Source organism: uncultured Paraglaciecola sp., from assembly GCF_937123705.1.
Taxonomy (GTDB): Bacteria; Pseudomonadota; Gammaproteobacteria; order Enterobacterales; family Alteromonadaceae; genus Paraglaciecola.
This window is the reverse complement of the sequence record NZ_CAKZKO010000138.1, coordinates 143,266-160,664: the sequence shown is the minus strand read 5'-3', so window position 1 is coordinate 160,664 and position 17,399 is coordinate 143,266. Positions and strand designations below refer to the sequence as shown.

19 protein-coding genes are annotated in these 17,399 nt (G+C 42.6%); 6 read left to right on the top strand and 13 right to left on the bottom strand.

Annotated features, from left to right (window positions below; all coding sequences use genetic code 11):
• Positions 1-214: 214 nt before the first annotated feature.
• From arcB to galK, 3 genes are all read left to right on the top strand, one after another.
• The gene (gene arcB / locus Q0688_RS17910; RefSeq protein WP_299080136.1) at positions 215-2,560 is read left to right on the top strand and encodes an aerobic respiration two-component sensor histidine kinase ArcB; all 2,346 of its coding nucleotides are present in this window, start codon (positions 215-217) and stop codon (positions 2,558-2,560) included.
• 82 nt (positions 2,561-2,642) lie between these two features.
• Positions 2,643-3,692, top strand: a complete 1,050-nt coding sequence (galT, locus tag Q0688_RS17905; RefSeq protein WP_299080133.1) for a galactose-1-phosphate uridylyltransferase — start codon at positions 2,643-2,645, stop codon at positions 3,690-3,692.
• A gap of 3 nt (positions 3,693-3,695) precedes the next feature.
• A complete protein-coding gene (galK, locus tag Q0688_RS17900; protein WP_299080130.1) occupies positions 3,696-4,859 on the top strand; it encodes a galactokinase in 1,164 nt (387 codons plus the stop codon).
• Between the two features lie 10 nt (positions 4,860-4,869).
• On the opposite strand, the gene Q0688_RS17895 is transcribed toward galK, so the two are convergent.
• From Q0688_RS17895 to Q0688_RS17835, 13 genes are all read right to left on the bottom strand, one after another.
• Positions 4,870-5,733 carry a DMT family transporter gene (locus Q0688_RS17895; protein ID WP_299080127.1) on the bottom strand — a complete coding sequence of 288 codons (864 nt, stop codon included), beginning with the start codon at positions 5,731-5,733 and terminating at the stop codon, positions 4,870-4,872.
• 6 nt (positions 5,734-5,739) lie between these two features.
• Positions 5,740-7,095: a magnesium transporter gene (gene mgtE / locus Q0688_RS17890; RefSeq protein ID WP_299080124.1), complete on the bottom strand. Its 1,356-nt coding sequence runs from the start codon at positions 7,093-7,095 to the stop codon at positions 5,740-5,742.
• Between the two features lie 103 nt (positions 7,096-7,198).
• Positions 7,199-7,474: an HPr family phosphocarrier protein gene (locus Q0688_RS17885; RefSeq protein WP_299080121.1), complete on the bottom strand. Its 276-nt coding sequence runs from the start codon at positions 7,472-7,474 to the stop codon at positions 7,199-7,201.
• A gap of 3 nt (positions 7,475-7,477) precedes the next feature.
• Positions 7,478-8,323 carry an RNase adapter RapZ gene (rapZ, locus tag Q0688_RS17880; RefSeq protein ID WP_299080118.1) on the bottom strand — a complete coding sequence of 282 codons (846 nt, stop codon included), beginning with the start codon at positions 8,321-8,323 and terminating at the stop codon, positions 7,478-7,480.
• On the bottom strand, positions 8,324-8,767 hold the full coding sequence (gene ptsN, locus Q0688_RS17875; protein WP_299080115.1) for a PTS IIA-like nitrogen regulatory protein PtsN: 444 nt from the start codon (positions 8,765-8,767) through the stop codon (positions 8,324-8,326).
• A 34-nt stretch (positions 8,768-8,801) separates the two neighbouring features.
• Positions 8,802-9,089 (bottom strand): ribosome hibernation promoting factor, encoded by a 288-nt coding sequence (gene hpf / locus Q0688_RS17870; protein ID WP_299080112.1) that lies wholly within the window; start codon positions 9,087-9,089, stop codon positions 8,802-8,804.
• A 25-nt stretch (positions 9,090-9,114) separates the two neighbouring features.
• Positions 9,115-10,605: an RNA polymerase factor sigma-54 gene (locus tag Q0688_RS17865; RefSeq protein WP_299080109.1), complete on the bottom strand. Its 1,491-nt coding sequence runs from the start codon at positions 10,603-10,605 to the stop codon at positions 9,115-9,117.
• Between the two features lie 52 nt (positions 10,606-10,657).
• Positions 10,658-11,383, bottom strand: coding sequence for an LPS export ABC transporter ATP-binding protein (lptB, locus tag Q0688_RS17860; protein ID WP_299080107.1), 726 nt, complete (start codon positions 11,381-11,383; stop codon positions 10,658-10,660).
• The gene (gene lptA / locus Q0688_RS17855) at positions 11,383-11,931 is read right to left on the bottom strand and encodes a lipopolysaccharide transport periplasmic protein LptA (protein ID WP_299080104.1); all 549 of its coding nucleotides are present in this window, start codon (positions 11,929-11,931) and stop codon (positions 11,383-11,385) included. Before lptA ends, lptB begins: the two co-directional genes overlap by 1 nt.
• The gene (gene lptC, locus Q0688_RS17850) at positions 11,894-12,460 is read right to left on the bottom strand and encodes an LPS export ABC transporter periplasmic protein LptC (protein WP_299080102.1); all 567 of its coding nucleotides are present in this window, start codon (positions 12,458-12,460) and stop codon (positions 11,894-11,896) included. Before lptC ends, lptA begins: the two co-directional genes overlap by 38 nt.
• Entirely contained in the window at positions 12,457-13,011 is a 555-nt protein-coding gene (gene kdsC / locus Q0688_RS17845) for a 3-deoxy-manno-octulosonate-8-phosphatase KdsC (protein WP_299080099.1), read from the bottom strand. The genes lptC and kdsC overlap by 4 nt, the downstream gene beginning before the upstream one ends.
• Positions 13,011-13,970 carry a KpsF/GutQ family sugar-phosphate isomerase gene (locus Q0688_RS17840; RefSeq protein WP_299080097.1) on the bottom strand — a complete coding sequence of 320 codons (960 nt, stop codon included), beginning with the start codon at positions 13,968-13,970 and terminating at the stop codon, positions 13,011-13,013. The genes kdsC and Q0688_RS17840 overlap by 1 nt, the downstream gene beginning before the upstream one ends.
• Positions 13,971-13,994: 24 nt before the next feature.
• The gene (locus Q0688_RS17835) at positions 13,995-14,951 is read right to left on the bottom strand and encodes a calcium/sodium antiporter (protein WP_299080094.1); all 957 of its coding nucleotides are present in this window, start codon (positions 14,949-14,951) and stop codon (positions 13,995-13,997) included.
• A 386-nt stretch (positions 14,952-15,337) separates the two neighbouring features.
• Here Q0688_RS17835 and Q0688_RS17830 point away from each other — a divergent pair, with 386 nt between their 5' ends.
• The 3 genes from Q0688_RS17830 to mlaD are packed head-to-tail and all read left to right on the top strand — an operon-like array spanning position 15,338 to position 17,390.
• A complete protein-coding gene (locus Q0688_RS17830) occupies positions 15,338-16,138 on the top strand; it encodes an ATP-binding cassette domain-containing protein (protein WP_299080091.1) in 801 nt (266 codons plus the stop codon).
• Positions 16,135-16,914, top strand: coding sequence for a lipid asymmetry maintenance ABC transporter permease subunit MlaE (gene mlaE, locus Q0688_RS17825; protein ID WP_299080088.1), 780 nt, complete (start codon positions 16,135-16,137; stop codon positions 16,912-16,914). Before Q0688_RS17830 ends, mlaE begins: the two co-directional genes overlap by 4 nt.
• An 11-nt stretch (positions 16,915-16,925) precedes the next feature.
• Positions 16,926-17,390 carry an outer membrane lipid asymmetry maintenance protein MlaD gene (mlaD, locus tag Q0688_RS17820; RefSeq protein WP_299080085.1) on the top strand — a complete coding sequence of 155 codons (465 nt, stop codon included), beginning with the start codon at positions 16,926-16,928 and terminating at the stop codon, positions 17,388-17,390.
• Positions 17,391-17,399 lie beyond the last annotated feature (9 nt).

The following is a 17,399-nucleotide window of genomic DNA, read 5'->3' as shown; positions in this document are numbered from 1 at the left end:
AGGGGGTATTGTTATCAAAAAGTTAATAAAAGCCTATTGATTAAGCTAGTGAAGCCAGATCCAATATTATCTAAATATCTTAAAAAAGTGCATAACTAGTATTTTTAGATAGGACGAAGCATTTTTATGCAAGTCTAAGTTTTGATCCTTGGAGTATTCTTGTTAGCATGTCGCGCATTGGTGGCAACCACTGAAATTTGAGAGCAACATATTTATGACACAAAAGACTCTAGTTGATCCTTGGGCGATGCGGATCGCACAGTTTATTAGTCGTTTGGGTACCTTAAAAGCGAGTGTTTTATTTGTCATCTTGACCTTGATGTTTACCTTTACGGGTACTTATGTTTTCCGGGGGATTGTGAGTGATCATGCCCATTTTGAAGATTTTTTAAGTGCCACCATTTTGACCTTGCTTAGCGCGCCTTGGATGATGTGGATTTTTAGCGAGTTAGTGCAACAGCTGGAACGCTCAAGAGAGAGCCTTAAGGATGCCGTCACTCAGTTGGAGCGATTAAGAGAAGAGGATGATGTGCTTAATCGCACGCTACAAACCAGTATTCAACAACTAAGTCATGAAATAGAGCAACGAAAAAACGCCCAACTAGAGCGAGAAACTGTATTTACCGAACTCGAACGTGAAATAACAGACAAATCTGAGAAAGAGCAGCAAGCTTTGCGGTTATCTACACTGCTAAGGTCGATAATTGATGCGTCGCCGGATCTTATTTATTACCGCAACGAGGAAGGACAGTTTGCCGGTTGCAACCGTGTTGCTGAACAAATGACCGGTAAAACTGAACAGGAACTCATTGGGCTCACCCCACATCAAGTTTACGATGAAGAGCTGGCCCGCCAAGTAGTGGCAAGTGATCAAGATGTACTTGAAAACAACGTCAGTATTACTGAAGAATTATGGCTACGTTTTGCTGATGGACGCCGCCGCTATTTTGAAATGCGTAAGGTACCATTTTATAGCGCGGATAATACTCGCCTTGGTCTACTTGCCTTCGGCCGTGATATCACTGAGCGAAAACAAGCAGAGATTGCAGTGACAAAAGCCAGCAAAGACAAAACAGCGTTTATTGCAACTATTAGCCATGAGTTACGCACACCCCTTAATGGCATTGTTGGCTTAAGTAGAATGTTGCGCGATACCGAGCTTACCAGCGAACAGTTTGCATGGGTGAGCACGATTTACGCCAGTGGTATTACCTTAGGTAACATATTTAATGACATTATTGATTTAGATAGGTTAGATAGGGACAGGCTTGAGTTATCACTAAAAACAGTGTCGATAAAAGAATTTACGCAAGAACTTAGCAGCATTATTGAGTTATTGGCCAAAGATAAAGAATTGATGTTTACCGCAGATGTGGAAGATCCACTACCAGCTTTGGTTGAGGTAGATGGTACCCGTTTACGGCAAATATTATGGAATTTGTTGTTTAATGCGGTCAAGTTCACGCAAAAAGGCGGCGTATCATTGGCTGTCAAAGCTAAAGCAATTGATGCTGAAACCAGTATGGTCACTTTTCAGGTGCGTGACACAGGAGTAGGAATACCTCAGCAAGACTTAGAGAAAATTTTTGCTATGTATTACCAAGTAGACCTACCTGAACATCAAAGTGCCACTGGTACAGGTATTGGCTTAGCTATATGTCAACAAATGGTGTCATTGATGAATGGGACTATTAGTGTAAGCAGTGTTATGGGCGAAGGCACCTGCTTTACAGTTGACTTACCCCTAGCAATTAGCCAAAAACCTCTGCAAGTAGAAACGCTGAAAGTGACGGGTTTGCAGATATTACTAGTAGAAGATATTGAGCTTAATGTCATGGTGGCCAAGGCCTTGTTGGAAAAACTTGGGCAAGTTGTTGATGTCGCCATGACAGGCAACGAAGCGATTACCATGGCCCGCGATAAGCAATATGATTTAGTTCTACTTGATATACAGCTGCCAGATATGAATGGTTTTGAAGTGGCTAATGTTCTTCATGAAGAATCATTAGTAGAACAAACCAGTATCGTTGCCTTAACGGCCAATGTGGTTAAAACTCGCCAAGAGTATCTTGATAATGGCATGGACGATGTTATTGCTAAACCTGTTAAGAAGAGTCGTATTATTGAAGTCGTTAATAATTTGTTTTATGAGCAGCCTATATTACCTCACGAACCCACTACAGAGCCTAAGAAAGATCAACTTAATGCAATCCTCGATCTAGAATTGTTGCAGATGTTGGTGGACACTATTGGCCATGAAATGGTGAGAACAAGTGTTAAGGTCTTTCAAGAAAAAATGCCCGAGTACTTAGAGATCTTGCAACTTAGCTTAAGTGCAGATGAGAAAGACGAAGTGTGTTCTCAAGCTCATAAAATTAAAGGTGCCGCGGGCTCTGTCGGCTTAGCTAGGGTGCAAAAAATAGCCAACGAAATTCAACAAGGCGATCATCCAGCTTGGTGGCAAAATGTACATGATTGGGTTGAACAACTTAATCAGGCTGCGAGCCAAGATATGCAAAAATTAGTTAACTGGCTGGGACAGCAGGATATAGATGACTAAGCCAAGTCACTTAGCAAAGCGATAGTTGATATATCAGTGACTGCTGCATAAGTCTTAATTCGAAGAAATAGGTTATAAAAATATGTCTACATTTGATCCTGTTGATCACTCTCATCGTCGCCGTAACCCCTTAACGGGCGATTGGGTTTTGGTATCCCCTCATAGAGCTAAGCGCCCTTGGCAAGGACAAGTTGAAAAGCCTCAAGTAGCTGATTCTGTAGCCCACGATCCGCAATGTTATTTATGTTCTGGTAATACCCGTATTAATGGGGAAATCAATCCTGAGTATGATGGCACATTTGTATTCACCAATGATTTTGCTGCCTTGATGCAGGACACGCCAGCATCTGGGCAATCCAATGACGATCTATTTACTTTGCAAGCAGCCAGAGGCACCAGCCGGGTTATTTGTTTTTCTCCTGAGCATAATAAAACCTTACCGGAATTGTCTCTATCCGCCTTAGAAGCTGTGGTCAATACTTGGCAAGAGCAAGTGGCAGACTTATCCAAAGATTACGTTTGGGTACAGGTTTTTGAAAATAAAGGAGCAGCTATGGGGTGCTCTAATCCTCATCCCCACGGACAAGTATGGGCCAACGATTTTATTCCCAACGAAGTGGCAAAAGCCGAAGCTAGTCAGAAAGCCTATTTTGATAAGCATGGTAGTTCGCTGTTATTAGATTATGCTCAAAAAGAATCGGCAGACGGTTCGCGCACTGTAGTAGAAACCGAATATTGGATTGCCGTTGTGCCTTATTGGGCGGCCTGGCCATTTGAAACCTTGCTTATGCCTAAGTTTAGCTGCGCCCGACTAACCAGCCTGAATGAAACACAAAAAGCAGACTTGGCCATTGCCATTAAAAAGCTGACCAGTCGCTATGATAATTTATTTCAATGTTCTTTTCCTTATTCTATGGGCTGGCACGGTGCGCCGAATAATCTTGAGACGCTAGATCATTGGCAAGTTCATGCCCATTTCTATCCGCCATTGTTACGCTCAGCCACTGTGCGTAAATTTATGGTGGGTTATGAAATGATGGCAGAGCCGCAACGAGATTTAACCCCAGAACAGGCCGCAGAGCGTTTACAGGGCCTCAGCGATGTTCACTACAATGAAGCGACCGGAGCATAATTGATGTCTGTTATCTCGGCAACCATGTTAAGCCAGCTCGATAGGGTCTTTACCGAAACGTTTAAGGCCAAGCCAAGTCGACATTTTCAAGCACCGGGCAGGGTGAACCTTATTGGGGAACATACCGATTACAATGACGGCTTTGTATTGCCTTGTGCCATTAACTATCAAACCTTAGTTGCGGTCACGCCTAGAGACGATATGACAGTAAAGGTTGTGGCGGTTGATTATCATAACCAACAAGATGAGTTTGCCCTTGATGGCGAAATCGAAACCCACCCAAGCCAAATGTGGAGCAATTATGTGCGCGGCGTGATTAAACATCTACAACTAAGTGGGCATGTGTTTAAAGGAGCCAACTTGGCCATTACCGGTAATGTACCTCAAGGGGCTGGGCTAAGTTCATCTGCCTCTTTAGAAGTAGCGATTGGCGAAACCTTTCGTGGTTTATACAGCTTAGCTCTCACAAAACCTGAAGTGGCGTTAAATGGTCAAGCAGCTGAAAATCAATTTGTGGGATGTCAGTGCGGGATCATGGATCAAATGGTCAGCGCTTGCGGCTCGAAGCAAAACGCTTTGTTACTGGATTGCCGCTCGCTAGAGACAGAACTGATCTCTATGCCAGAAGGCTTAGCCGTGATGATTATCAACTCCAACGTAAAGCGAGGCTTAGTCGACAGCGAATACAATACCCGTCGCTTGCAATGTGAAGAAGCCGCTCAAATTTTAGGAATAAAAGCACTGCGTGATATCAGTTTACTCGAGTTGCAAAACCATAAAGATAAACTCAGCGAATTGGTATACAAGCGAGCTCACCATGTGGTTTCTGATAGTGAGCGCACTGTTTTGGCCTCAGATGCATTAAAAGCAAACAATGTAGCCCTGCTGTCAAAATTAATGGCAGAGTCACATATTTCCATGCGCGATGATTTTGAAATAACCGTACCCCCAATTGACTTTGCGGTGCAACTGCTCAGTGAATATTTGGGTGAAAAAGGTGGTGTACGTATGACAGGCGGTGGTTTTGGCGGTTGTATGGTTGCCCTTATGCCACATGATATGGTGCAAGGCGCCGAGCAATTGTTGGCCGAGCGTTATGAAGCTGCAACTGGCTACCAAGAGACAACCTATATCTGTAGCGCCAGCGATGGAGCCGGGGAATTTTAATTTAGTCTCACTATTTCGGGTTTTGTTTCGCCAAGATCACTAATAAAATCCCGCTTAATATCACACTAGCAGATAATGCAAGGTGCGGGTCTATTGGCTCTGCTGCCAATGCTAAGCCGCCTAACGCCGCCCAAATTGGAACCGATAGCTGACTTACGGCAGCTATACTAGGTTTTAAGTGTGGTAACACAAAGTACCACACCCCATAGCCTATTCCCGAAGCTAGGGCTCCTGAGGCAATAGTATAAAGCCAACCTAGTAGGCTAATTTGAAATCCAGTGGCGAAATATATCCAAACCATACCAATCAAAACCACCGGCAGCAGCCGCAAAAAATTACTGGTTGTATCTAATAGCGCTTGGCTGCTCTTGGCGCCATTTAGGCTATACAAGCCCCAAGCTATTCCAGCTAAGCTCATCAGAATACAGCCAATCAAACTCGGTTGATTAAGTTCAGGATAGACAAAATACCCAAAGCCTAACAGCGACAAGCTAATGCCTAGCGTCTCTTGTTTTGACATTTCAACGCCTGTTAGCCAACCTTTGAGCAACATAGTGAACTGCACACAGGCAAATAAAATGAGGGCGCCTGTTGCTGTGCCTAAGGTGACATAGGCGTAAGAAAATCCAGCGGCATAAATGAACAAATAAGTCGCGCCCGTATAACTTCCAAATTGATTGATGCTAATAAGATGTTTCTTATTTTTGATGGCAATAATGAGCGTTAAAGTAAGGGCTGCCGATAATAATCGGAGCGTAGTAAAGGTAAGGGGATCGACCTGTTCACTACTCAGCGCTAACCGACAAAGTACTGAGTTAGCCGCAAAAGCAAAAAGTGATAGTAGCGTCAATAGAGAGGCAGGTAGTGTATTCACTGAAACTTAAATCAGTAACCAAGTTGCTGTACCTAGAAAGGCAAAGATACCCACCACATCGGTAATAGTGGTTAGAATAACGCTACCGGCTAGTGCAGGGTCAATTTTAAGTCTTTTCATTATGATAGGTAAGCTTGCCCCTGCAAGACCGGCGGCAACCATATTGATCATCATGGCAAACGCAATAACCGCACCTAGCATTAAATCTTGTTTCCAAATGGCAATAACCGAGGCAATTAACACCGACCAAATCACCCCGTTTAGAAAACCTATAGCGAGTTCTTTACTGATTAACCATCTGGCGTTGGCAGAGTTAACATGATCCAGTGCCATACCCCTAATAACTAAAGTGAGGGTTTGGTTACCCGCCACTCCGCCCATGCTAGGCACTATAGTATTCAGGATAGCTAATACTGCCAACTGGCTTAGGGTCGCTTCAAATAGGTCACTTACTGCCGCAGCCAATAAAGCAGTCACTAAGTTTACACCTAACCAAATTGAACGTCTTTGGGTACTTTTGACAACAGGTGCGAAGGTGTCTTCTTCATCATCCAAACCGGCCATACTCATCATTGAGTGCTCGGCATCCTCACGGATGATATCTACCACGTCATCTATAGTGATGCGACCCAACAACTTATTATTTTCGTCTACAACTGGCGCTGACAACCAATTGTATCGCTCAAAGAGGCTAGCTACTTCGTTATCCATCATGGTAGCTGGGATAGCTTCTGAACTTTTAATGAGTGATTCTACTGGGGTATCAGCTGCAGCCGTAATGAGCCTAGTGAGTGCTACACCACCCATTAATTTATCATCACTATCTACTACATATAAGGTATCGGCGTACTCTGGCATATTTCCTTTAAGGCGCAAATATCTAAGGATCACATCAACGTTAATACCTGGGCGCAGGCTAATCGTATCTGTGTTCATGATAAATCCCGCGGTTTCCTCACCGTAAGATAAACCAAGCTCGGCACGTAGCCGGTCTTGTTCATCCATAGCCGCTAGTAGGTCTTGTGCAACTTCTTGAGGAAGGGCGCGTAAGGTATCGACTAGATCATCGGTGTCCATTTCTTCAAGGGCATCGGCGACCTTCTCAGGAAGCATGGTTTTTATAATGCCATTGCGCACATCATCGGATAGCTCTTCGAGCACATCACTGTATAGTTCATGTGGGATAAGTTGCCATATATCTAGACGATTACGGCTGCGGCTGGATTCCAAAAGCAACGCAAGATCACCAGGTTGCAGTTGTTGCAACATGTCCTTGGCTAGATCAGAGTGTCCCTCACCTAAGGCTCCATTGATGGCATGAAGTTGGCTGTTAACGCTTTTGGATTCGATGGAATTTGGCATGGATCAGGTATATTTACTCAGTTGAGCAACAAGGCAGCATGCCCTTGAAGCTATAACCTTGATCTTACGTCACTCATTTAATAATTGCACGTTGTGCAATGGCTTATTCATCTTCATTAAACTTTGTGACAACTAAGGTTTCTACTGCGTCCATTGCTGCTCGCGCATCCTTACCTTCACACACCACTCTAACTGTTTCACCTTGATGGCTTTCGAGCATCATTAATCCCAGTACACTGTTGGCTGAAGCTTGCTTATCTCCTTGGTGTAAGGTGATGTCAGCTGCAAACTTATTGGTTAGCTGCACTAATTGAGTGGCTGCTCGGGCGTGCAGTCCCAATTTATTAACGATAATCAGTGTTTTTTCTAAGCGCGTCATCAGTTACAAGTTCTGTTCACGGTGGCGAATTTGTACATCAGGGTGAGAATTACTAAAAGCTTTGGCTAGGGTTTCGGCCACATAAACGGATCTATGTTGACCGCCAGTACAACCAATGGCAACAGTGACATAACTGCGATTATTACGCTCCAAGTGAGGTAACCAAGTTGAAATCAAGTTTTGAATTTGCCAGATAAATTTAGTTACTATGGGTTGCGAGCCTAAAAAAATCTGAACCGGTGCGTCTAACCCTGTAAGGTGTTTAAGATCAGGCTCCCAATGGGGGTTAGGTAAGAAACGACCGTCAAACACGTAATCGGCGTCTTTTGGGATACCATGCTTAAACCCAAATGATTCAAACACCAATACCAGTCTAGAGCTTTTCTTCCCAAGAATTCGTTCGCGTACCAATTCGGCAAGTTGATGCACAGATAATTTGTCTGTGTCTATATATAAGTCGGCGCGTTCGGCTATAGGTGCCAGTAATTGAGCTTCTGCTTTAATCGCAGCAGATAAGGATTTATTTTCTTTGGATAAGGGGTGCAGCCGCCTAGTTTCGCTAAAACGCTTAATTAATATGTCATCACTTGCATCAAGATAAAGTATGGTCATGGTCCACGTAGAGGGGAGGTAATCGAGGATTTCTACCAGTTCATTGGGATTTTTAGGTAAGTTACGTACATCAATGCTAACCGCTACTTGATCATATTCATCTACTACAGTGTGCGTAAGCGTGGGTAACAAATTAACGGGAATATTGTCTACGCAGTAATACCCCAAGTCCTCTAAGGAACGCAGTACTATTGATTTTCCTGAGCCTGAGCGTCCACTGATAATAATCAGGTTCATTTAGTTTAGTGCCTCAAATAACTCTCGATCCGTCTTGGCATGGCGCATTCGATTCAGGGTGTCTTTATTGTTTAGCGTCGAGGCGATAGCCGATAAGGTTCCTAAATGTTCGGATGCTTTATCTTCGGGTACCAAAATAGCAAAAAAGATGTCAACTGGGGTGTTATCTATGGCGTCATAGTCAATGGGTTTTTCACAGGTCACCACAATCGCCATCACTTTATCAAGATCTTGCAAGCGTCCATGGGGCAAGGCAATACCATTACCTATGCCTGTACTGCCCATTTTTTCTCTGCAAATTAGGCTAGACAAGATTGTCGCTTGATCAATGTCTAAAAGGTGTTGGTTTGCGATTTGGCTTATGAGCTCCAGCACTCTTTTTTTACTATTCCCCTGAACTGCACATAAAGTACAGTCAGGGTGAAGAATATCTTTAATTTCCATTATGAATTCTAATTTTGGTTTATAGCTAACGTCATTAATGGCGCTTAATTTTTTCCTTGTGCTTAATCACTTGGCGGTCAAGTTTATCGATTAAAGCATCAATTGCTGCATACATGTCAGAGTGCTCAGAAGTGGCAAATACCTCTGTTCCACTAAGATGCATGGTGGCTTCGGCTTTTTGGTTGAGCTTTTCCACGTTTAAGATCACATGCACATTGTTGATATGATCAAAGTGTCTTTCAAGTTTGGTAAATTTCGTATCGACGTAGTCTTTTAAAGAATCTGTAACTTCTACATGATGACCGGTAAGGTTAATTTGCATATCGCCTATTCCTTCTTCAATTCGCCTAAAGCAGGCTCTTACGTTGGTTAGAGGGGGGGATCATAAGTGATTCCCGGTATTTTGCTATTGTTCGCCGTGCCACCATAATGCCTTGGTCGGCCAACAATTGTGCAATTTTACTGTCACTTAAAGGCTTGCTGGGTTTTTCTGCCGCGACTAATTTTTTAATCAATGCTCTGATAGCCGTTGATGAGCATTCTCCACCTGCATCTGTTGCAACGTGGCTAGAGAAGAAATACTTCAGTTCAAAAATACCTCTAGGTGTGTGCATATATTTTTGCGTAGTCACCCGCGAAATAGTGGACTCGTGCATATCGACCATTTCTGCTACATCGTTGAGCACCATTGGCCTCATCATTTCAGGGCCATGCTCAAAAAAGCCCATTTGCTGTTGTACAATACAGTTAGACACTTTAAGTAGGGTTTCGTTGCGGCTTTCGACACTTTTAATAAACCACTTGGCTTCTTGCAAATTAGAGCGAATAAACTGGCTGTCTGAGGAGTTCTGAACACTTTTACTCATAGCCGCATATTGTTGGTTGATATTAAGTTTTGGCAAATTGTCGGGATTAAGTTCAACTGTCCAGCGGCCGTTCTTCTTGGCTACAGATACATCGGGTATCACATATTCTGACTCACCTGTCACTATAGCTGTGCCCGGCCTAGGATTGAGGGTTTGCAACAAACGCATGGATTCTCGCAACTCATCTTCTTTTAGGCGGGTTTTACGCATTAGGGTGCGATAATCTTTACTGCCAATAAGATCGCAATAGTCAGTTATGAGCATTTTGGCTTGTTCTAGCCAAGGTGTCTCTGGGGCGAACTGTTTTAGTTGCACCAATAAACATTCTTGTGCACTACGAGCACCTGATCCTACGGGGTCAAACATTTGAATACGTTTTAGCACCACTTCAACTTCGTCGAGTTCTATCTCTTCGTCATCCATACTGGCTAGAACATCTTCGGTGCTGATAGTTAGATAACCCGCTTCATCGATAGAATCTATTATTGCCATGGCAATAACAATATCGGTATCGCTAAAATGGGTTAAACGCATTTGCCACAGCAAATGATCTTGAATGTTGTCGGTGGTTTCGCCCTGAAAAATTTGGTCGTCATCTCCTGCTGATCCCGCACTACTCATTGGTGCAGGAGCTGATGATGCGCTTAGGTACTCGTCCCAGGTGCTGTCTAAAGGTAAATCTTCTGGTATGTCGTTGTTTTGCAGGGCATCGCCGCTATCGACACTATCAACATTGACTTCAATCTGTTCGTTGGCGTTATCTTTACCATCGGCACTATGGTTTGTTTCCAGAGATTTGTCGCCGCTATCACTAACTTGTTCATCAATTTCTAATAAAGGATTTGAATCTAAAGCTTCTTGGATCTCTGCTTGTAAGTCCAGCGTAGACAGTTGCAAAAGCTTAATCGCTTGTTGCAATTGCGGTGTCATTGTAAGTTGTTGGCTAAATTTTAGCTGTAAAGAGGGTTTCATCTACTTCTTATGTTTAATTTATTGTTATCAGCCGAGCTAATCTTAGGTTTAACTATAGCCTGAATTGTTCACCTAGGTATACATCTCTTACGCGTTGATCACCTAAAACTTCTTCTGCGGTGCCAGAAGCGATCAACTCGCCATGACTCACAATGTAGGCTTTCTCGCAGACATCTAAGGTTTCTCGTACGTTGTGATCCGTTATCAATACACCTAAACCTCTATCTCGTAAATGTTGAATTATTTTTTTTATGTCGTTTACCGAGATTGGATCAACGCCAGCAAAGGGCTCATCTAACAAAATAAACTCGGGGTCGGCAGCCAAAGCCCTTGCTATTTCTACTCTTCTGCGTTCGCCTCCAGATAAGCTCATCCCTAAACTGTTGCGAATATGATTGATACTAAACTCGTCTAACAGTGAGTCGGCTTGTTGCTCTCGTTGTTCATTTGATAATTCTTTACGGGTTTGCAAAATCGCCATCAAATTCTGATAAACAGTTAGCTTTCTGAATATCGATGCTTCTTGGGGTAAGTAGCCAATGCCTTGCCTCGCGCGGACATGCATGGGTTGCAAGGTCAGTTGTTGTTGGTCAATGTAGATGTCGCCTTTATCTAAAGGCACTAAGCCAACAATCATATAAAATGTGGTGGTTTTACCGGCGCCATTTGGGCCAAGCAAACCGACTATTTGCCCTGTCGAAACTTCTAGGCTGACATCTCGCACAACTTGTCTGGATTTATAAGACTTGGCTAAATGGGAAGCTTTTAGTACGGCCATTAAGGTTGTTTATCCTGTTGTTCTGACTCAGGCTTTTTCGGTTTTGAAACGGGTTGGAAAGTAGTTATAACACGTCCACTTTCTTGATCGCTACCTTGGGCGACAATTTGTTCAAGTTCCATATTAAATTTGATCGACTTCCCTTGCACACTGCTGGAGTTTTGCTTTATTTGCGCATTTCCCTCTAAAGATAGTGAGCGAGTTTGGCGATGATACTCAATCTTGTCGGCACTGGCGGTGACTATGCTGCCATCTTCTTGCTGTTGTGAATAAGTAGCGGGTTTACCAGTGGCGATAAATATCTCATTTCCTTCGCCTTGACTGGCATCAATTTCCAATTCATCTGCGCTCACAGTCAGAGTACCTTGCTGGATCACAACATTGCCTTGGTAGGTGGCCCTTTTTGCAATGCCATCGGCATTTTGGTACAACGAAGCCAATTCAATTTTTTGGGTGAAATCATCTTTCCCGGCGTGACTCGTGGCCGAGAATAATAATATGGCTAAAAAACTACTCTTGAATAGAGGGGTGGTAAACGGTTTTAACATGGTCTAATAACTCGTATCTTTGGGTTTCTAAGCTAGCGGTAAAGCCGTTGCTGCTAATGACATAATTAGGGCCGACAATTTCCACCGCTTGGTCAGAATAAATGGTTTTGTCTGTTAGGTTTACTTCTACAAAATGGGTGCGAATAACTTGTATGTAGCCCTTGGTATCTAGGCTAGTAATTTCAACATTGTTCTCAAATTGAATGCGTTGATCATCGTATAAGGTACCCTCTTGGGCGTCGACTTTCCATGGATGTAGCGATTGCGCAAACAATAAATAGTTGGGCTGTTTAAATAAGGTAAACCCAAGTAAATCAAAACTCTCCATTTGCTGAGCAAACACTTGATGATTGATTTGACCAAATTTGTCATACAGGGTGCTACGCATTTTAGTGGCTTGATAATTTGGGATCCACGCATCTTCTGTAGGTGACTCAAGGTTGACTTCTTCTTCGGCCAGCCAACCTGGCAGACTCAAGGCCAAGGCTAAAATAAATAAAATGGTAATACATAGTGTCACGCGATTCATATGCTGGCGCCGTGAATGAAATTTAGCTGTCCATGTGCCAGAAGAATTAAGTCGCACAACTCTCGTACCGCGCCAAATCCACCTTTAGTACGGGTTCTATAGTGTGCTTGTGAGGCGATAAGCGGATGGCCATCTTGTACACACACGTTGCATTGAGATGCTTGAAACATGCCTAGATCTGGCATGTCATCTCCTATGGCCGCTGTTTCATTCTTGGTTATTGATATTTTTTTCTGAATAGCGAGTAGGGCGGGTTGTTTATCTTCACATCCTTGGTATATGTGCTGCACACCTAAAGCTGTCATTCGCTTTTCGACCATATTTGATTGGCGTCCGGTAATGACGGCTATTTGAATGCCAATTTTTTGCAAGGCTTTAACGCCATAGCCATCTCGAGTGTGAAACGCTTTGAGTTCTTCGCCATCTTGTCCCATATATATTCGACCGTCAGAGAACACGCCATCAACATCGCAGGCCAATAGCTTGACCTGTTGTAGTTGTGTTAGTAGCTTGTCATGAATTGGCCCGTAGGGCGTATCTACCATAGGCATTAAATGATCCCCGCTTGGAGTAATAGCTGCATATTAATTGCTCCAGTTGGTTTACCTGTTGTATCTGTTACAAACAGAGAACTTATTTTATGCTTCTGCATTAGCGATAGTACCTCCGCTGCTAACATTTCTGGTCTAGCGGTTATGCTATTAACTGTCATTATATCTTGAATTCGGGTGCGGTGAATATCGATACTATTGTCCAGTACCCGACGTAAATCTCCATCGGTAAAAATCCCCAGTAATTTTCCTTGGCTATCTATCACGCCTGCCATGCCTAAGGCTTTTTGCGAAATAACGAGTAATACTTCCCTCAAGGTTTGTTGCTCAGTCACTAAGGGGAGCGATTGCTCTTTTACCATTATGTCTTCGAGTTTAAGTAACAATTTTCTGCCTAACGATCCGCCGGGGTGAGACATTGCAAAGTCTTCAGAAGTAAAACCGCGAGCATCGAGTAATGCAACAGCCAATGCATCACCCATGACTAAGGTGGCAGTAGTACTGGATGTAGGGGCTAAGCCTAATGAGCAGGCCTCTTGTTGTACTTTGATGCAAAGATGAATATCGGAATACCCGCCAAGCGTACTCTGCGGGTTGGACGTCATAGCAATGATGGGCACATTCATACGTTTAACTACAGGGATTAACGCTAAGAGTTCACTTGTTTCGCCAGAGTTTGAGATGGTCAACAAAATGTCTTGCTCGGTAAGCATTCCCAGATCGCCGTGGTTTGCTTCCCCTGGATGCATAAAAAATGCAGGTGTACCTGTGCTTGCAAGGGTCGCAGATATTTTATGCCCAATATGCCCAGATTTGCCCATGCCACAAACAATGACTTTTCCTTTACAAGCTAAAATTAATTGGCAAGCTTGAACAAATGCATCATCAATATATTGGGCTAACTGCGCGATAGCCTGTTGTTCGATTTCCAAAACTCTTAAGGCAGATTTTTTGATCATAGTATGATTCTAAGGGTTGTTATATTAACTAAATAACATAAATTGATATGCACAGAAGCAAGTAATTAAGCACAAACCTTCAATTCGGTTGATATGTCTGCTTCCAATAAAATTAAAGCTAAATATTATCAATAGTCCTGTTAAACCTAACATCACGTAACTATCTCGAGTAGCGGCATTTTCATCTATCAAACCGGGTTCAATAAGACCAGGCATGGCTAACACAGCTAACAAATTGAAGATATTGGAGCCGATAATATTACCCAAAGCTAAATCATCTTCATTTTTTAATACGCCGGCAATACAAGCTGCCAACTCAGGCAAACTGGTACCTATTGCAATAATGGTTAAACCAATTACTAATTCACTTAAACCAAAGTAGCGGGCGATTGTTTCAGCCGAATCTACCATAAAATGAGCGCTAAGCGGCAGCAATATTATGCCTAAAATCAGCCACATTACGGCATTGATTGTGGGAACATTAGATGGAATTTCATTTTCGGTTTCAGTTTGTATCGGGTCGTCTTTTTCCATGTTAAAAGCTACCCATGTGAGCCCACCTATGACGACAAAAAATAACGCAATTAATACAATGCCTTCTATCTTAAGCAATAAAAAATCAGATAAAAAATAAACCGCGAGCAAGTTTACTAATAGTAAGACGGGCATTTCTTTTTTAAGTACGCTTGATGCTATTGAAAGTGGTTTAAGAAGTGCAGTTAAGCCCAACACTAATGCTATATTGGTAATATTTGAACCCAATGCATTACCCACAGCGGTATTAGTATTGCCGTTGAAGGAAGCCGTGGCGGCGACCATTATTTCAGGCGCTGACGAGCCCATAGCAACAATAGTAAGGCCAATGATCATGGGTGACACGCCTAAGTTTTTCGCAAAGGCCGAAGCACCAAAGACAAATCTATCTGCGCCCCAACTTAAAACGATTAACCAAACTAGGAAATAACATACTTCTAAAATCACAAAATTCACTTCTACTTTTGATAGGAATTAAAAACCAAAAGTAATTGTCGCAAAAAGCGAGGGCTTTGCATATGCGTGTTAAAATAAATAAGCCCTTATTATTCATTTTGAAATATTTTTGCTGCTATGAGTGGCAAGGCACAACATATATTCAGACTATGCAATTTTAGGTATGTATAATGCGCCAAATAGTAGTGGGTTTATGATTAAACTCAGCATAGATAGCAATGTGGTTTTTGAATGCTATTAAGCTCATATTCAGCAAAAATTTTATTAAATCGTATATACCTTGTTACTTTTTGTTTTTGTTATTTCATGGCTAAAACTAATATAATGACCCTCTTTATACTTGGCTTGATAAACCAATTTGGAATGTTTCTGTCGTAATGGAAAACTTGATTGAAATTAATAATCTAACCTTTAGTCGTGGTGGTCGTATGATATACGACAATATTTCACTGCAGATTAAGAAAGGTAAGACTACCGCTATAATGGGACCTAGTGGCATTGGAAAAACCACTATGTTGCGATTGATGGGGGGCCAGTTGATACCCGATAAAGGTGATGTGAAATTTAAGGATGAATCTATACCAGGTATGAGTCGAACGCGGCTTTTTGAAGTACGCCGGCAAATGAGTATGTTGTTTCAAAGTGGGGCGTTATTTACCGATATGTCGGTGTTTGACAATATCGCATTCCCGTTACGAGAACATACAATGTTATCCGAGTCCATCATACACACTCTGGTTATGCTGAAATTGCAAGCTGTTGGATTGCGAGGTGCAGCAGATTTAATGCCTGCGGAGTTATCTGGTGGTATGGCGCGCCGCGCCGCACTAGCTAGAGCTATTGCCTTAGATCCTGAGCTGATAATGTACGATGAGCCATTTGCAGGGCAAGATCCTATTTCAATGGGTGTATTAGTAAAACTTATCAAAGCTTTAAATGATGCCCTACAGCTCACTAGTGTGGTTGTGACCCATGACGTCACAGAAGTGTTAACTATTGCTGACTATATTTACATATTGGCCGAGAAAAAAGTTATTGGAAGTGGTACACCAGATCAAATCAAAAATAGTGACTCGCCTTTAGTGCAGCAGTTTCTACAAGGCCATGCTGATGGTCCGGTGCCTTTTCATTTTCCTGCCAGTAGCCCCGCACAAGCATTTTTAGGAAGCGCAGTATGAATTGGTTAATTAGTTTAGGGGCAGGGGCCCTGAATCGTTTAGAGATGTTTGGGCGGGCTAGCTTTATGTTGTTTGGTGCAGTTATTGCCAAACCACAACCACTAAAGTTGATCCCTTTAACCGTTAAGCAAGTATATGTAGTGGGTGTACAGTCTCTGCTAATTATCGTGGTTTCGGGGTTGTTTATTGGTATGGTCATGGCATTTCAAGGCTACACCATATTGGTTGGTTATGGCGCTGAAGGCAGCCTTGGTCCTATGGTGTCACTTTCTTTATTGAGAGAATTGGGGCCAGTGGTTACGGCATTATTGTTTGCAGGGCGTGCTGGTTCAGCACTGACTGCTGAAATAGGATTAATGAAAGCAACCGAGCAACTTAGTAGTTTAGAAATGATGGCTGTCGATCCACTACGAAGGGTTATTGCTCCGCGGCTGTGGGCTGGCATTATTGCTATGCCTATGTTGGCCCTTATTTTTAGCGCTGTAGGTATTATAGGTGGCCACTTAGTGGGAGTGGACTGGTTAGGTGTAGATTCAGGCAGTTATTGGTCTATTATGCAGTCAACTGTAGATTGGAATAAAGATGTGGTGAATGGCATCATTAAAAGCATAGTGTTTGCGTTTGTAATCACGTGGATCGCCACCTTTAAAGGATATGATTCTGTACCCACCTCAGAAGGTATCAGTAAAGCAACCACAGAAACAGTGGTGTTTTCATCGTTAGCTGTACTAGGGTTAGATTTTATCTTAACCGCATTAATGTTCGGAATTGAGTAAAGGAAATGGGAATGAAATCTAAAAAAGCGGAATTATTAGTGGGTGTCTTTGTTGCCTTAACAATAGCTGCCGGACTTATGTTAGCGCTGAAAGTGGCTAATCAAAGCATGTCCAGTAGCGATGATACTTATATTTTATATGCCAAATTTGACAATATTGGTGGGTTACAAGTACGTTCAGCAGTAAAGGTGGGCGGGGTAACTATAGGAAGAGTCGACAATATTACGCTTAGCAATAGTGACTTCACTCCTGTTGTAACTATGAGTATCTCTTCTGAATTTGATCAATTTCCTGAAACCAGTTCGGTATCCATACTGACTTCAGGATTGTTAGGTGAACAATATATTGGCTTTCAACCAGGCTTTGCTATAGATGGTATTGAAAATTTAGCTCAAGGTGACTACATAGAAGACACCAAATCAGCCTTAGTTTTGGAAGACCTTATAGGTCAATTTTTATTTAGTAGCAACGACTGATAATCCTTG

Excerpts from the sequence above, each read along its gene's own strand:
- arcB (WP_299080136.1), top strand. The coding sequence starts at position 215 with ATGACACAAAAGACTCTAGTTGATCCTTGGGCGATGCGGATCGCACAG.
- galT (WP_299080133.1), top strand. The coding sequence starts at position 2,643 with ATGTCTACATTTGATCCTGTTGATCACTCTCATCGTCGCCGTAACCCC.
- galK (WP_299080130.1), top strand. The coding sequence starts at position 3,696 with ATGTCTGTTATCTCGGCAACCATGTTAAGCCAGCTCGATAGGGTCTTT.
- mgtE (WP_299080124.1), bottom strand. The coding sequence starts at position 7,095 with ATGCCAAATTCCATCGAATCCAAAAGCGTTAACAGCCAACTTCATGCC.
- Q0688_RS17885 (WP_299080121.1), bottom strand. The coding sequence starts at position 7,474 with ATGACGCGCTTAGAAAAAACACTGATTATCGTTAATAAATTGGGACTG.
- rapZ (WP_299080118.1), bottom strand. The coding sequence starts at position 8,323 with ATGAACCTGATTATTATCAGTGGACGCTCAGGCTCAGGAAAATCAATA.
- ptsN (WP_299080115.1), bottom strand. The coding sequence starts at position 8,767 with ATGGAAATTAAAGATATTCTTCACCCTGACTGTACTTTATGTGCAGTT.
- hpf (WP_299080112.1), bottom strand. The coding sequence starts at position 9,089 with ATGCAAATTAACCTTACCGGTCATCATGTAGAAGTTACAGATTCTTTA.
- Q0688_RS17865 (WP_299080109.1), bottom strand. The coding sequence starts at position 10,605 with ATGAAACCCTCTTTACAGCTAAAATTTAGCCAACAACTTACAATGACA.
- lptB (WP_299080107.1), bottom strand. The coding sequence starts at position 11,383 with ATGGCCGTACTAAAAGCTTCCCATTTAGCCAAGTCTTATAAATCCAGA.
- lptA (WP_299080104.1), bottom strand. The coding sequence starts at position 11,931 with ATGTTAAAACCGTTTACCACCCCTCTATTCAAGAGTAGTTTTTTAGCC.
- lptC (WP_299080102.1), bottom strand. The coding sequence starts at position 12,460 with ATGAATCGCGTGACACTATGTATTACCATTTTATTTATTTTAGCCTTG.
- kdsC (WP_299080099.1), bottom strand. The coding sequence starts at position 13,011 with ATGCCTATGGTAGATACGCCCTACGGGCCAATTCATGACAAGCTACTA.
- Q0688_RS17840 (WP_299080097.1), bottom strand. The coding sequence starts at position 13,970 with ATGATCAAAAAATCTGCCTTAAGAGTTTTGGAAATCGAACAACAGGCT.
- Q0688_RS17830 (WP_299080091.1), top strand. The coding sequence starts at position 15,338 with ATGGAAAACTTGATTGAAATTAATAATCTAACCTTTAGTCGTGGTGGT.
- mlaE (WP_299080088.1), top strand. The coding sequence starts at position 16,135 with ATGAATTGGTTAATTAGTTTAGGGGCAGGGGCCCTGAATCGTTTAGAG.
- mlaD (WP_299080085.1), top strand. The coding sequence starts at position 16,926 with ATGAAATCTAAAAAAGCGGAATTATTAGTGGGTGTCTTTGTTGCCTTA.